Genomic DNA, 15,817 nt, shown 5'->3' on the forward strand with positions numbered 1-15,817 from the left:
GGGCCAAATGGTCCATGGGCCTTTTATCCGATTTAAAAAGGAAAATTATGGGAAATTATACCGGCATGAAACGAGGATAATGAGAATGAAAGATCTGACAAGAGAGCATCCGCGTCACACCCTGTGGCGCTTTCTTCTTCCCATGCTGGCAAGCGTAATGTTTCAGCAGTTTTACAGTGTTGCGGACAGCAGCATTGCAGGACGGTTCGCAGGAGAAGATGCGCTGGCGGCAGTAGGTGCCTCCTATCCGATTACAGTGATATTTATGGCCTTTGCCGTAGGAAGCAATCTGGGAGCATCGGTTGTGGTGTCACGGCTGTTTGGAGCCGGAGATTTAAAGAGGATGAAATCTGCAGTCAGCACGGCTTTTATTGCCTGCGGTGTGTTAAGCGCGGTTTTAACGCTGTTTGGCTGGTTTTTCTGTAGCTGGATGATGGAGCTGGTACATACGCCGGAAAATATTTTTTCAGAAGGTGAGTTCTATCTTAAGATTTATGTATATGGACTGACCTTTTTGTTTTTGTACAATGTATGTACGGGAATCTTTACGGCCCTGGGAGATTCCAGGAAGCCTCTGTATTTTCTGATCGGTTCTTCTCTGGGAAATATTTTTCTGGATTTCTGGTTTGTGGCAGGACTTGGCCTGGGAGTGGCAGGCGTGGCCTGGGCGACCTTTATTGCTCAGGGGATTTCCGCTGTACTGGCACTTGTGACGCTGAGGTTCCGGCTTACGAAGATTTCCTGTGAGGGAAGGCCGCGGCTGTTTGACTGGGTGCTTCTGGGCCAGATTGCAGCTATTGCGGTTCCCAGCATCCTTCAGCAGAGCGTCCTGTCTGTGGGAAATATGTTTGTCCAGGAGATTGTAAACCGGTACGGCTCTGCGGTGATCGCAGGATATTCCGGGGCGATCAAGCTCAATACCTTTGCCATCAATTCCTTCATGGCGTTGGGAAGCTGTCTTTCCAGCTATACGGCCCAGAACCTGGGGGCAGGAAAAAGGGAGCGCCTTCCGGCCGGATTTCACACAGGGATCGGCTTGTCGCTGTTTGCGGCCCTTCCATTTGTGATTTTGTATGTTTTTTTTGGAAGGCAGATGATGGGGCTGTTTTTGAGTGGGGAGAGCAAAGATGCGATCGAAGCAGGTGTATTATTTTTAAGGATCGTAAGCCCCATGTACTTTATGATAGCGGTAAAGCTGATGACAGACGGCATTATCCGGGGAGCTGGGGCTATGAAATATTTTGTGATCGCTACGGTGCCGGATCTGATCTTAAGGATCTGTATGGCAGAACTTTTAACTCCGCATTTTGGAAGCACCGGAATCTGGATGGCCTGGCCCTTTGGATGGATCGCAGCAACGGTGCTCACTCTGATTTTTTACCGCAGGATCATTTTGGAAAAATAGTACGTACACCTGGCAAGCTGCTCCGGCATATGATGAAGTAAGAATATGCAGGGGTGGCTTTCTTTGAAAACTTTTCCAAAACCATTATCCCAGATGGAAGAAAAGGAGTGTCTGGAGCGCTGCAAAGGGGGCGACCAGTCTGCCAGAAATATGCTCATTGAGCATAATATGCGTCTGGTAGCCCATGTGGTAAAAAAATATCAGTGCCCGGATTACGAAACAGAGGATCTTCTGTCGGTGGGAACCATCGGACTGATAAAAGCAGTCAATACATTTAATGCAGACAAAGGTTCAAAACTGGCGACGTACGCGGCCCGGTGCGTGGAAAACGAAGTGCTGATGAAGCTCAGAAGCAATAAGAAACTTGCAAGAGAGGTATCCCTCTATGAACCCATCGGAGTAGACAAGGACGGAGAAACCGTAAGTCTGATGGACGTGATCGAGATGGAAAATCCCGAAACCATAGACGGGCTGATCTTGGATCAGGATATCAGGGAAATGTACCGGGCCTTTGACCGCTGCCTGACAGATCCGGAAAAACAGGTCATTTCCATGCGGTACGGCCTCTTTCGGGGCAGGGAGCATACACAGAGGGAAATTGCAGCCCGTATGGGGATATCCAGATCCTATGTCAGCCGGATTGAAAAGCGGGCGATAGGGAAGCTTCGGGCAGAATTTGAGCATTTTTAAGCGGCAGCGCCATAAATATCTAAAATACAGGATAAAAGTGTAAATAAATTAAAAAAATATGCATTGTCATGGAAATGATTTCCGTTTATACTGAGTAGGAAAGACAGGATAAGGAGGAAATGACATGGCTGTTTTAGTAACGGGAGGCGCCGGATATATCGGAAGCCATACCTGCGTAGAGCTGCTGAATGCAGGCTATGAGGTAGTAGTCGTAGACAATCTTTACAATTCCAGTGAGAAGGCCCTGGAGCGTGTTGAGGAGATCACGGGAAAGAAGCTGAAATTTTATCAGGCAGATCTGCTGGACCGCGAGGCGGTAAAAAGGATTTTCGATCAGGAATCCATCCAGGCTGTGATCCATTTTGCAGGCTTAAAGGCAGTAGGTGAATCCGTTCAGAAGCCTCTGGAATATTATCACAATAATATTACAGGAACGCTGATCCTGTGTGATGAGATGAGAAATCACGGCGTAAAGAACATTGTATTCAGCTCTTCTGCAACGGTATACGGCGATCCTGCACAGATCCCCATTACAGAGAAATGTCCCAAGGGTGAGATTACCAATCCCTACGGACGCACCAAGGGAATGCTGGAGCAGATCCTGACTGATTTCCATACTGCAGATCCGGAGTGGAATGTAATGCTGCTGCGTTACTTTAACCCAATCGGCGCCCATGAGAGCGGAAGGATCGGAGAGGATCCCAAGGGAATTCCGAACAATCTTGTCCCCTATATTGCGCAGGTAGCGATCGGTAAGAGAGATCATTTAAATGTATTCGGAAATGATTATGACACACCGGACGGCACAGGCGTAAGAGATTATATCCATGTGGTAGACCTTGCGAAAGGCCATGTAAAGGCCATGAAGAAGCTGGAATCCAAAGAGGGTGTCAGCATCTACAACCTGGGTACAGGCGTAGGCTACAGCGTCCTTGATGTGCTTCATGCCTATGAAAAAGCCTGCCACAAAACTTTAAAGTATGAAATTCAGCCCCGCAGGGCCGGAGATATCGCAACCTGCTACTCGGACTGCACAAAGGCAAAAGAGGAGTTAGGCTGGGTTGCTGAAAAGGGAATCGAGGAAATGTGTGCCGATTCCTGGAGATGGCAGTCCATGAATCCGGACGGCTACAGAGAATAAAATACAGGAGCCATATCAGCAGAAGCGGACAGAGTTCCAACGGCTGGTATGGCTCTTAAATTTTGCTTGCTATTTTGCAGGTTATCCGGTATAGTAAAAATATCTGTTTGATCTATTAAACAAATTTTTCAAATCTGTTTGATCATATCTGAATTTCATTGGTTTTATCTTTTTTATTCCCGTTTACCATTGGCGAGTCAGGGGCGAAGTGTACCTTTTTAACGAAACAGGAGGTGGGTTTATGTTTACAAGGATTAACAGCAGCGGAATACAGGGAATCGGGGCATATCCGGTGTCTGTGGAGGCGGATGTGGCAAATGGTCTTCCAGGTTTTTCCATATCCGGTCAGCTGTCCACAGAGGTCAGGGAAGCACAGGAGCGGGTCCGGACCGCGTTAAAAAATTCCGGCTTTCAGCTTCCGGCTAAAAAGATTACGGTAAATTTATCGCCGGCAGGTGTAAAAAAGGGAGGAACGGCCTTTGATCTTCCCATTGCAGTAGCAGTATTAGGTGCTTTTGGGGTCTTAGATACAGGCGGACTGGGAGAATGTCTTGTGATTGGAGAGCTGGGGCTGGATGGAAGCGTAAAACCAGTTCCGGGAGTTCTGGTCCATACGGAGGCCGCAAGAGCAGGGGGATTGAGACAGTGTATCCTGCCGGGGGAAAATGAAAGGGAAGGGAGGCTCATAAAAGGAATACAGATCATCGGGATCCGCTCGCTGAAAGAGCTGGTCCAGACGCTGGCCAGGCCGGACTGGAAAAGTACAGGACAGAAAGAGGAGACAGAAGAGGAGGAGAAGGATAGATCCTGCGAAGGAGATTTGGTCGATTTTAAGGAAATAAACGGGCAGGGAGTGCTGCGGCGGGCCGCAGAGGTGGCTGCGGCGGGAATGCACGGCCTTTTGATGTGCGGCAGTGCGGGAACCGGAAAATCTATGGTAGCCTCCCGTATCCCCACGATTCTTCCTGGTCTCACCAGAGAAGAGGATATAGAGATATCCAGAGTTTACAGCGTCTGCGGCAAGCTTCCCCCTGGGCGTCCGCTGCTTTCTAAGCGGCCCTTCCGCAGTCCCCACCACACGATTTCTCCTCAGGGCCTTACAGGAGGCGGCCGCTTTCCGGTTCCCGGAGAATTTTCACTTGCTTCGGGAGGCGTGCTGTTTTTAGATGAGCTGCCTCATTTCAGCCGCGGCGCCATAGAGGCGCTGCGTCAGCCTATGGAAGAACGGAAAATTGTGATCAGCCGTGTCTGGGGAAGCTGTGAGTTTCCGGCGGATTTTCTCATTGTGGGAGCCATGAATCCCTGCCCCTGCGGCTTTTTTCCGAACCGTAACCGGTGCAGCTGTACAGAGGCGCAGATCCAGGGATATTTAAGAAGGCTGTCCCGCCCTATTTTAGAGCGCTTCGATATGGGGGTGGAGGCGGCTCCCGTTTCCTTTCGGGAGCTGGAAGAGACTCCGGCGGAAAATGAATCCTCAAAAGAGATCCGCACACGGGTGGAACGGGCCGTAAAAATACAGAAAAAGCGCTTTGAAGGAACGAAAATCCGCTTTAACAGCCGGATGGGGCCGGCGGAAATCCGGCGTTTTTGTCCGTTGGGAGAAAGGGAACGGGAGTTTGCCGAAAAAGTTTATGAAATAAGAGGATTAAGTGCCAGAAGTTATCATAAGGTTTTAAAGACAGCCAGAACCATAGCGGATCTGGCAGGAGAGAAAAATATCAGGCGGGAACACCTGGCAGAGGCATTTGGATACCGCACACTGGAGGGACGATTATGGGGACGGGAGAAGAATTAGAACGGCTGTTTTTGCACTGGCTCATCCGGATGGAGGGAATGGGAGCTGTGACTGTAAAACGGATCGGAGCATTTGCAGGAAGCTATCGAAATGCATATTATATAGAAGGAATGGAACTTCAAAAAGCGGGGATCTTAAAGACAGAGGAAAGCTGCATACGGTATGATGCCTGGAAAAAGGAATTTTATCCGATGGAAGAGGAATATTACCGTCTGGCAGAAAAAGGAATCCGTTTTATCACGCATCTGGATCCGGATTATCCGTCCCGTCTTCTTTCCATGTATGACTTTCCGGCTGCTTTGTATGTGAAAGGAGATCTCCCAAAAGAAGATGAACCGGCGGCGGCTATTATCGGTGCCAGGGAGTGTTCGGCTTATGGCCGGCAGACGGCAGAGCATATGGCGAAAGAGCTGGCAGAGGCAGGCGTAACGATCATCAGCGGCCTGGCTCGGGGAATCGATGGAGCCGGACATAAAGGCGCTTTGGATGGAGGTGGAAAAACCTTTGCAGTTCTGGGCTGCGGCGTAAATATCTGTTATCCCAGATCCAATTACAGCCTGTATACTCAAATTGGGGAACAGGGCGGTCTTATATCGGAGTATCCCCCGGATACCCCGCCTCTGGCCCGCAATTTCCTCATGAGAAACCGGATCATCAGCGGTCTTTCAGACGCAGTTTTGGTGATAGAGGCCAGAAAAAAGAGCGGTTCCCTGATTACAGCACAAACAGGACTGGATCAGGGAAAGGATATTTATGCGGTTCCGGGACGGATTACAGATTCCTTAAGCGAAGGCTGTAATCAGCTTATCGCTTCCGGTGCTTTTGTCCTCCTGTCTGCGGAAAACCTTTTGGAAAACATGGGCATTTCCTACAAAAAGAAAGACCGGGCAGGGGGAAAAATTGAGAAGGGACTTGCAAAGCGTGAAAAAATGGTGTATAGTTGCTTGGATTCCGAACCGCTCCATGCAGAGGAAATCGCAGCGAGGGCAGGACTTTCTGTAAGCCAGTCCATGGATGTCCTTCTCACTCTGGAGCTGGAAGGCTATGCAGTGCGGACAACAGGTCTGTACTATGTCAGAGGGGATTTATGATATGGCCCCAAGGGGAAACTGACAGAAAGAATCAGTAACACAAAATAAGGAGTTTTACACCATGGCGAATCATCTGGTAATCGTAGAATCACCTGCAAAGGTGAAAACCATAAAAAAGTTTCTGGGAAGCAGCTACGAGGTAGACGCTTCCGGAGGCCATGTAAGGGATCTGCCTAAAAGCCAGCTTGGCTTTGATCCGGAGCATGGTTATGAACCGAAATATATTACGATCCGCGGAAAGGGAGATGTTCTTGCGAAGCTGCGCAAGGAGGTAAAAAAGGCAGATAAGATCTATCTGGCAACGGACCCGGACCGTGAGGGAGAAGCCATTTCATGGCATCTGATGAAGGCTTTAAAGCTGGATGAGGTAAAGAATAAATCCGTTTACCGCATCAGCTTTAATGAGATTACTAAAAATGCAGTAAAGGCTTCCTTAAAGGCTCCGAGAACGCTGGATATGAATCTAGTCAATGCTCAGCAGACCCGCAGGATGTTGGACCGTATGGTAGGCTACCGCATCAGTCCGCTTTTATGGGCAAAGGTTAAGAGAGGCTTAAGCGCCGGCCGCGTTCAGTCTGTGGCCCTGCGCATGATCTGCGACCGTGAGGATGAGATTAATGCATTTATTCCTGAGGAATACTGGAACTTGGACGCGTCCTTTAAAATTGCCGGAATGAAAAAGCCTCTGACTGCCCGTTATTACGGCCCTGCAGACAGCGGAAAGGAGGAAAAGGCAAAGGGCGCAAAGACGGTGATCCGCAGCAAGGCAGAGCTGGATGCGGTTATGAAGGATTTAGAAAACGTATCCTACCTTTTGGATGAGGTGAAAAAGGGAGAGCGTGTGAAAAAAGCACCGATTCCGTTTACCACCAGTACCATGCAGCAGGAAGCCTCAAAGGCTCTTAATTTTTCGACCCAGAAGACCATGCGCCTGGCTCAGCAGCTCTATGAGGGCGTAGAGGTAAAGGGGCACGGCACCATTGGTTTGATCACTTATCTGCGAACCGATTCTACCCGTATCGCGGAAGAAGCAGATGCTGCGGCAAGAGCCTTTGTAAAAGAGCACTATGGAGAAAACTATATGGCTGCAGGCGAACCGGCCAAAAAGAATGCGGGAAAGATCCAGGATGCTCATGAGGCTATCCGCCCTACCGATATATCCCTTACTCCTGTAATGGTAAAGGAATCTCTTCCAAGAGACCTTTTCCGTCTGTATCAGCTGATCTGGAAGCGTTTTGCTGCCAGCCGCATGGCTCCGGCCGTGTATGAGACGACCATGGTAAAAATCCGGGGAGGAAACCAGCTGTTCAGTGCAGCTGCGTCCCGGCTGTCCTTTGACGGTTTTATGTCTGTATATGTAGATGCAGATGATGAAGAGGAGAAGGGCCAGACCATGGGAGCCATGGAAAAGGGAAGTGCGCTTTCTCTGGAAAAACTGGAGCCCAGCCAGCACTTTACCCAGCCGCCGGCTCACTATACAGAGGCTTCCCTTGTAAAGGCGCTGGAGGAGCAGGGAATCGGACGTCCCAGTACCTATGCGCCCACCATTACTACCATTATTGCCAGACGCTATGTTGCAAAGGAAAATAAAAATCTTTATGTGACAGAGCTGGGAGAGGTAGTAAACCGGATCATGAAGCAGTCCTTCCCAAGCATTGTAGATGTGAGCTTTACCGCAAATATGGAATCCCTTCTGGATAAGGTGGCAGACGGCACGGTGGCATGGAAAACCGTGGTAAGTAATTTTTATCCAGATCTGGACGAGGCGGTAACGATCGCGGAAAAGGAGCTGGAATCGGTTAAGATCGAGGATGAGGTTACGGATGAAATCTGTGAACTCTGCGGAAGGAACATGGTGATCAAATACGGTCCCCATGGAAAGTTCCTGGCCTGCCCTGGCTTTCCGGACTGCAAAAATACGAAACCCTATCTGGAAAAGATCGGCGTTCCCTGTCCCAAGTGCGGCAAAGAGGTGGTGCGCAAGAAGACGAAAAAGGGCCGTCTTTATTACGGCTGTGAGGCAAATCCGGACTGTGACTTCATGTCCTGGCAGAAGCCTTCCACTCAAAAATGTCCCAAGTGCGGCTCTTATATGGTAGAAAAGGGCAGTAAGCTGCTCTGCGCGGATGAAACCTGCGGTTATCGTATGGATCCGGCAGAAAAAGAAAAGTAGAAAAAGACAAATATCTTAAAATAATCGAAAACTTCAAAAAACTCTTGTTATTGCTTTGGAATTGTGCTAAAATTCAATTATTAGTATAGTATACCTTTGAGATAAGGAGGGTTTCGATTATGAGCGTTCAATTGTTGGACAAAACAAGAAAAATCAACAAGCTATTGCATAACAACAATTCACATAAGGTTGTTTTTAATGACATCTGCAAAGTTTTGAGTGAGATCCTGTTATCCAATATCCTTGTTATCAGCAGGAAGGGCAAAGTCCTTGGCGTAAGTCTCTGCCCAGGTGTGGATGAGATCGAGGAGCTGATCGAAGATCAGGTAGGCGGCTTTGTTGACAAAATGTTAAATGAACGTCTTCTCAGTGTTTTGTCTACAAAGGAGAACGTAAACCTGGCAACGCTGGGCTTTGCGGAGGAGAACGTGAAAAAGTATCAGGCCATTATTACCCCCATCGATATTGCAGGGGAGCGTCTGGGTACATTATTTATTTATAAATCAGACAGCCAGTATGATATTGATGATATCATCCTCAGCGAATACGGCACTACGGTGGTAGGACTTGAGATGATGCGCTCTGTGAATGAGGAAAATGCAGAGGAGACAAGAAAAGTTCAGATTGTAAAGTCTGCCATCAGCACCCTGTCTTTCTCGGAGCTGGAAGCCATTATCCATATTTTTGAAGAGCTTAACGGAAATGAGGGCATTCTGGTAGCCAGCAAGATTGCAGACAGGGTTGGTATTACCCGCTCTGTGATCGTAAATGCACTTCGCAAGTTTGAAAGCGCCGGTGTGATTGAGTCACGTTCCTCCGGCATGAAGGGTACCTATATCAAGGTTCTCAACGACGTGGTGTTTGATGAGTTAAAGGCCATTAAGGCGTCTAATTCAAATCTGAAATAGGATTTTATCAAAAAGATAAAGGACAGTTTGCAAAAAGTGCTTGCAAGCTGTCTTTTTTTATGATATAGTAGAAAGGCTGAAAAAACACGTCTGTGGATTTTTTGGAAAGGTGCCTGGGGCAGAGCCTGAGGTCTTCTGAAGAAGCATGAGAAGCAGGCGGACGATGCCGGAACCCATGCTCAGCGGTTCGGCTAAAAACCAAACGGAGGTATAAACATGAGCGTAATTTCTATGAAGCAGTTACTGGAAGCTGGTGTACACTTCGGTCACCAGACAAGAAGATGGAACCCTAAGATGGCTCCATACATCTACACAGAGAGAAACGGCATCTACATCATTGACTTACAGAAGTCTGTAGGAAAGGTAGATGAGGCTTACAAGGCTGTATCTGATATCGCAGCTGAGGGCGGCACTATCCTGTTCGTAGGTACAAAGAAGCAGGCTCAGGAAGCAATCAAGACTGAGGCAGAGCGCTGTGGTATGTACTATGTAAACGAGAGATGGTTAGGCGGTATGCTGACCAACTTCAAGACCATCCAGAGCCGTATTGCAAGACTGAAAGAGATCGAGGCTATGTCTGAGGACGGAACCTTTGATGTTCTTCCAAAGAAGGAAGTAATCGAGTTAAAGAAGGAATGGGACAAGTTAGAGAAGAACCTGGGCGGAATCAAGGATATGAAGAAGCTTCCAGACGCAATCTTCGTAGTAGATCCCAAGAAGGAGCACATCTGTATTCAGGAGGCTCATACTCTGGGTATCACCCTGTTAGGTATCGTTGATACAAACTGCGATCCTGAAGAGTTAGATTATGTGATCCCTGGCAATGACGACGCTATCAGAGCCGTTAAGCTGATCGTTTCCAAGATGGCTGACGCTGTGATCGAGGCTAAGCAGGGCGAAGTTTTAGAGGGCGCAATGGAGATCGAAGTACCTGCAGATGCATTTGAAGCAGAGGGTGCAGAGGCGTAATTAAAACTTTTAATATTGGAGGATGACAAGATGGCAGTAACCGCAGCAATGGTAAAAGAGTTGAGAGAGATGACCGGTGCCGGAATGATGGACTGCAAGAAGGCTCTTGCAGCTACAGACGGCGATATGGAAAAGGCTGTTGAGTTCTTAAGAGAAAAGGGACTTGCAGGCGCAGCTAAGAAGGCTGGACGTATTGCGGCTGAGGGTATCGTAGATACATTACTGACTGCTGATGAGAAGACCGCAGTAGTAGTAGAGGTTAATGCTGAGACTGACTTCGTTGCAAAGAATGCCGTATTCCAGGCATACGTTGCAGACGTAGCAGCACAGGCTCTGGCTTCTTCCGCAGCTGATATGGACAGCTTTATGGCTGAGAAGTGGGCTAAGGATGAGTCCCTGACTGTAAAAGAGGCTCTTTCCTCTCAGATTTCCATCATCGGCGAGAACATGAATATCCGCCGTTTTGAGAAGGTAACAGAGGAGAACGGTTTTGTTGCTTCCTACATCCATGCAGGCGGAAAGATCGGCGTTCTGGTTGACGTTGAGACCAACGTTGTAAATGACGAGATCAAAGAGATGGCTAGAAACGTAGCTATGCAGGCAGCTGCATTAAAGCCGCAGTTCACCAGCAGAGATGAGGTTGACGAGGCTTTCATCGAGCATGAGAAGAGCATCCTGATGGCTCAGATCCAGAATGATCCTAAAGAGGCTTCCAAGCCTGAGAAGGTAATCCAGGGAATGATCCAGGGACGTATCAACAAAGAATTAAAGGAATTCTGTCTGTTAGATCAGGTTTATGTAAAGGCTGAGGATGGCAAGCAGAGTGTAGCTCAGTATGTTGCAGCTGTTGCAAAGGCAAACAATGCAGACGTTAAGATCAAGAAGTTCGTTCGTTTCGAGACCGGCGAGGGTCTTGAGAAGAAGAATGAGGATTTTGCAGCTGAGGTTGCGGCTCAGATGGGTAAGTAATTTCCTGAATAAAATCTAGGTTAAAACCCTTGAAAAGCTCAGAAATGGGCATTTTCAAGGGTTTTTTGCGGTTTGAAACGGATTTGCGCTTTACGATGCATTAATCTATAGATTATAATGCAGGTGTATATCAGGATCTGGTTTGGCCTGTACTGGAGCAGGGTTCTGCATAGACATGGCTATGAGCAGATTACCCAGGTGCTGGAAAAGAACACAGATGAAAGGTAAAACAGAAACACGCTAAGGAAGGAAAATGGTAGATAGATGAATGGGATTATCCTTGCACTGTATTTGATTTTTAAATAACGGATGGATCATAGACGAAATTTCCCCGGAGGTGAAAATAGTGAAACATATAAAACTGGCGGCGGTAGCAGCGGCGTTGATAATATGGACCGGCTGGCAGAATAACACGGTTGGTATTACACATTATACTGTTTTAAGCGACAGTCTTCCGGCTGCATTTGACCAATACAAAATCGCCGTTGTATCGGATCTGCATAATGGGGAGTATGGAGAAAATAATTGCCGTTTGACGTCCATAATCAAAAAAGAAAGTCCGGATATGATTGCTGTAACTGGAGATTTTGTAGATTCCAAAAGAACCGATATGAAAATAGCGGAGGAGCTGATAAAAAGACTTACAGAGATTGCACCATGCTATTATGTGACAGGAAACCATGAAGCGTGGATTGGCGGACGGTATCAGGAATTAGAGGAGAAACTGCTTGATACAGGTGTTATCATCCTGCATGACAGATCCGTAGGGCTTATGAAGGATAATGAAAGGATACAGATTGCAGGTCTGGACGATCCGGATTTTACCACTGGGAATTTATCTGAAAAAGAAAGCGCATTAAAAAATAAAATAAAGGGGATGAAGCTTACGGAAGATTACTGCATTTTGCTGTCTCACAGACCGGAGTATTTCAGAACCTATGTGTCCGAAAGCATTGATCTGGTATTAAGCGGACACGCCCATGGCGGACAGTTCAGGTTGCCTTTTATCGGTGGATTGATCGCGCCTGGTCAGGGGATTTTTCCCAAATATGATGCAGGAGCCTATTCAGAAAACCTTACAACTATGATTGTCAGCAGAGGAATAGGAAACAGTATCATTCCGGTACGGTTTAATAACAGGCCGGAAGTGGTTATTGTTCACCTGGACAGCATTTAATTGTAAAAAAACATAAAACAGGACGCAAAATACCAAAAAAATGATAAAATGACCACACAGACCGGGGGCTGATTGTATAAAACGTCAAAATATAAAAAGATATAAATTACAACTAATGTAAAAATAGCTATAAAACATACAACTTTATAAAGAAAATAATGAAAAATGTTGACTTCTGCTTCTAAATCATATAACTATTGTAAATAGATAATAAAATTTGTCTAAGTGAGCAAAACGTGGTGCAACTCCTGAGATTCATAATCAGATTATCCAGATTTGTAAAGATTATGAGAAGCATCTGGCTTTAGCAGGACAGGACTGCCGGACAGGCCAGCCGACACCGGGAAATAAAACAGGGGGATTATCTACATTGGAAGAAAAAAGTTTGGGATGTATCCGTAAAGGAGGTACAAGGCCCATTGTGGAAGTTCTGCCTGAGACAGCAAGACCTACAAAACAAGGCGCAATTATTATGGATACTCCTGGCTATGATATTGCATCTGTTACCTCAATGGTAGCGGGGGGGCAGTCTTATTGTGTTTACCACAGGCAGGGGAACACCAACGGGACATGCGCTGGCACCAGTTCTTAAAGTAACCGGAAATCGAGATACGTTTGAACGTATGCATGATAACATTGATATAGGTGTATGTGAGATAATGGAAGGAACCTGTACGATTGAAGAAGCGGGAGAACGATTGTTAAAGGAAGTCATAGAGGTTTGCAATGGAAAAATGACAAAGGCGGAAGCCTATGGGTTTTCAGATATAGCAGTGGATCATATTTGCCGTTATATTTAAGATGTAATTTTTAGCCATATCTGTACACTTGGAAAAATGTTCTGATATATTTATAAGCATAAGCAGTATAATAAATCTTGAAAAAGAAATAAAAAACTTGCACCAACCAATAAAAAGTTGTAAATTAAAAGCGCCTGCATGGTTTAAACGATGCGGGTGCTTTTTGCTGTTAGAAAATTCAAAATTGGAGAGTATAGTATGATACGTAGTATGAAACAATCAGATCTTGATCCGGTTGCGTTGATTTGGCTGGATACAAATATTAAGGCACATGATTTTATTCCTGCCTCATACTGGAGGGATCATTTTGAAGCGGTGAGGGGAATGCTTGCAGAGGCTGAAATTTATGTATGGGAAGAAGAGGGTTCAGGAAAAGTTCAGGGCTTTGTGGGACTGGACGGAGAGTATATTGCGGGGATTTTTGTGCAAAGCCAGAGCTGGTCACAGGGGATAGGGGGCCGTCTCCTTGACTATATAAAAAAGCAGCATTCCAGACTGACTCTGAGGGTATATGCAAAAAATACCAGAGCTGTACGTTTTTATCAGAGGGAGAGCTTCCGGATTCAGATGGAAGAAACCGATGAGATGACAGGGCAGAAGGAATATGTTATGCTCTGGGAGGATTAATAAAAAATTAACAATATGAGACCTGATTTTAATAGAAAAATCGTCATATTCGTGGTAAAATAAAGCTATCACGAAGAAAGGGGCATAATAATGGAAATTACCAGAGATATTATTTATGCAGGCGTTAATGATCACAGCGTAGATCTTTTTGAAGGACAGTATAAGGTTCCCAACGGGATGTGCTATAACTCCTATGTGATTTGCGATGAGAAGTGTGCTGTTATGGATACGGTTGATGCCAGATTCACTCACGAATGGCTGGACAATCTGTCCGGTATTTTAAAGGGAAAGGCGCCGGATTATCTGATTATCCAGCATATGGAGCCGGATCATTCCGCAAATATTTATAATTTCATGAAAAATTATCCCAATACAACCATTGTATCCAACGCCAAGGCGTTTGCCATGATGGGACAGTTTTTTCCGGATATGAATTTGGAGGGACATACTCTTGAGGTGAAAAACGGAGATACGCTTACTCTGGGTTCTCATGTACTGACCTTTGTATTTGCGCCTATGGTACACTGGCCGGAGGTTATGGTGACATATGACAGTACAGATAAGGTGCTGTTTTCTGCGGATGGTTTTGGAAAATTCGGTGCTCTGGATGCAGAGGAGGACTGGGACGATGAAGCCCGCCGCTATTATATCGGTATTGTGGGAAAGTACGGTGCACAGGTGCAGAAGCTTTTAAAGGCAGCTGCAGCCCTTGATATCCAGACGATTTGCCCTCTTCACGGACCGGTTCTCAAGGAAAATCTGGGGCATTATCTTGAAAAATATAATATCTGGTCCTCCTATGAGGCAGAGTCAGAGGGTGTGGTTATTGCGTATACCTCTGTCTATGGAAATACAAAGAAGGCAGTTGAGCTTTTGGCCTCCAGACTGCGTGAAAAAAATTGTCCGGAGGTAGTAGTCTGCGACCTGGCCCGTATGGATCTGTCAAAGGCAGTGGAAAATGCCTTCCGCTACGGAAAGCTGGTACTGGCAACTACTACTTACAATGCGGAGATTTTCCCGTTTATGAGAACCTTTATTGACCATCTGACAGAGCGGGGATACTGCAAGCGCACCATCGGCCTGATTGAAAATGGTTCCTGGGCACCTTTGGCGGCAAAGACCATGAAGTCTATGTTTGAAAAGTCAAAGGATATTACCTGGTTAAAGGATAAAATTACCATTCAGTCCTCACTGAGCAGTGAGAACAGAGAGCAGATTGACAGAATGGCTGCTGAACTCTGTGAGGAGTATATTGCCCGTTCTCAGGTCACGGCAAATAAGCATGATATGAAGGCTCTCTTTAAGATCGGCTATGGTCTTTATGTAGTGACCTCAAATGACGGAACAAGGGATAACGGCCTCATTGTAAATACGGTAACGCAGCTAACAGATACGCCTCTGCGGGTAGCTGTGAATATTAACAAGGCCAATTATTCCCATCATGTGATCAAGCAGACCGGTATTATGAATGTAAACTGCCTGTCCGTGGAAGCTCCCTTCAAGATATTTGAAACCTTTGGATTCCAAAGCGGACGTCAGGCAGATAAATTTGCAGGTATGAAGATCTGCCGTTCGGACAATGGCCTGGCTTTCCTGCCCAAGTATATCAATGCCTTTATGTCATTAAAGGTAGATCAGTATGTGGATCTGGATACTCACGGTATGTTTATCTGCTCCGTAACAGAAGCAAGGGTGATGAGCGATCGGGAGACCATGACCTACACCTATTATCAGAACAATGTAAAGCCGAAGCCTCAGACAGATGGCAAGAAGGGCTTTGTGTGCAAGGTATGCGGCTATATCTATGAGGGAGATACTCTGCCGGATGATATTATCTGCCCGTTGTGCAAGCATGGCGCAGCTGATTTTGAACCCATTGAGTAGGCTGCAGAATAACTAAATGATGAATCATGCGGGCCGGGAAACGTTTTCCGGCCCGCATGCTGCGTAGTTCAGGGGTACATACTTATTTATTTTGGGTGGCTTCAACTGCGAAGGTTCAGGTGAAAAAGGTGGTTGAAGTTTTGCTTTGCATGTGTTACTATAATTATAGACCGTAGGAAGGCATGGGT

At 46.5% G+C, this 15,817-nt stretch carries 12 protein-coding genes and 1 pseudogene; all 13 read left to right on the forward strand.

Annotated features, from left to right (window positions below; translation table 11 throughout):
* Positions 1-85 precede the first annotated feature (85 nt).
* The 13 genes and pseudogenes from WKT10_RS03870 (at position 86) to WKT10_RS03930 (ending at position 15,629) form a co-directional block, all read left to right on the forward strand.
* Positions 86-1,405 (forward strand): MATE family efflux transporter, encoded by a 1,320-nt coding sequence (locus WKT10_RS03870; protein ID WP_340275552.1) that lies wholly within the window; start codon positions 86-88, stop codon positions 1,403-1,405.
* Between the two features lie 45 nt (positions 1,406-1,450).
* Positions 1,451-2,095: an RNA polymerase sporulation sigma factor SigK gene (sigK, locus tag WKT10_RS03875; protein ID WP_278284200.1), complete on the forward strand. Its 645-nt coding sequence runs from the start codon at positions 1,451-1,453 to the stop codon at positions 2,093-2,095.
* Positions 2,096-2,219: 124 nt separating this feature from the next.
* On the forward strand, positions 2,220-3,236 hold the full coding sequence (gene galE, locus WKT10_RS03880) for a UDP-glucose 4-epimerase GalE (protein ID WP_340275559.1): 1,017 nt from the start codon (positions 2,220-2,222) through the stop codon (positions 3,234-3,236).
* Positions 3,237-3,477: 241 nt separating this feature from the next.
* A complete protein-coding gene (locus tag WKT10_RS03885) occupies positions 3,478-5,031 on the forward strand; it encodes a YifB family Mg chelatase-like AAA ATPase (RefSeq protein ID WP_337933151.1) in 1,554 nt (517 codons plus the stop codon).
* Positions 5,010-6,122, forward strand: a complete 1,113-nt coding sequence (dprA, locus tag WKT10_RS03890; protein ID WP_340275562.1) for a DNA-processing protein DprA — start codon at positions 5,010-5,012, stop codon at positions 6,120-6,122. The genes WKT10_RS03885 and dprA overlap by 22 nt, the downstream gene beginning before the upstream one ends.
* Positions 6,123-6,183: 61 nt before the next feature.
* Entirely contained in the window at positions 6,184-8,295 is a 2,112-nt protein-coding gene (gene topA / locus WKT10_RS03895; protein ID WP_340275564.1) for a type I DNA topoisomerase, read from the forward strand.
* 119 nt (positions 8,296-8,414) lie between these two features.
* Entirely contained in the window at positions 8,415-9,203 is a 789-nt protein-coding gene (codY, locus tag WKT10_RS03900; protein ID WP_066548012.1) for a GTP-sensing pleiotropic transcriptional regulator CodY, read from the forward strand.
* Between the two features lie 216 nt (positions 9,204-9,419).
* Positions 9,420-10,172 (forward strand): 30S ribosomal protein S2, encoded by a 753-nt coding sequence (gene rpsB / locus WKT10_RS03905; RefSeq protein WP_066548014.1) that lies wholly within the window; start codon positions 9,420-9,422, stop codon positions 10,170-10,172.
* A 30-nt stretch (positions 10,173-10,202) separates the two neighbouring features.
* Positions 10,203-11,141, forward strand: coding sequence for a translation elongation factor Ts (gene tsf / locus WKT10_RS03910; protein ID WP_296038797.1), 939 nt, complete (start codon positions 10,203-10,205; stop codon positions 11,139-11,141).
* A 346-nt stretch (positions 11,142-11,487) separates the two neighbouring features.
* Positions 11,488-12,318: a metallophosphoesterase gene (locus WKT10_RS03915; protein ID WP_340275568.1), complete on the forward strand. Its 831-nt coding sequence runs from the start codon at positions 11,488-11,490 to the stop codon at positions 12,316-12,318.
* A gap of 274 nt (positions 12,319-12,592) precedes the next feature.
* Positions 12,593-13,118 (forward strand): annotated as a pseudogene (locus WKT10_RS03920) (hypothetical protein).
* Between the two features lie 198 nt (positions 13,119-13,316).
* Positions 13,317-13,745, forward strand: coding sequence for a GNAT family N-acetyltransferase (locus WKT10_RS03925; protein WP_066548022.1), 429 nt, complete (start codon positions 13,317-13,319; stop codon positions 13,743-13,745).
* 90 nt (positions 13,746-13,835) lie between these two features.
* A complete protein-coding gene (locus tag WKT10_RS03930; protein ID WP_066548024.1) occupies positions 13,836-15,629 on the forward strand; it encodes a flavin reductase in 1,794 nt (597 codons plus the stop codon).
* The last annotated feature ends 188 nt before the right edge of the window (positions 15,630-15,817 follow it).

The organism is Enterocloster sp. HCN-30185, from assembly GCF_037890305.1.
Taxonomy (GTDB): Bacteria; Bacillota; Clostridia; order Lachnospirales; family Lachnospiraceae; genus Enterocloster.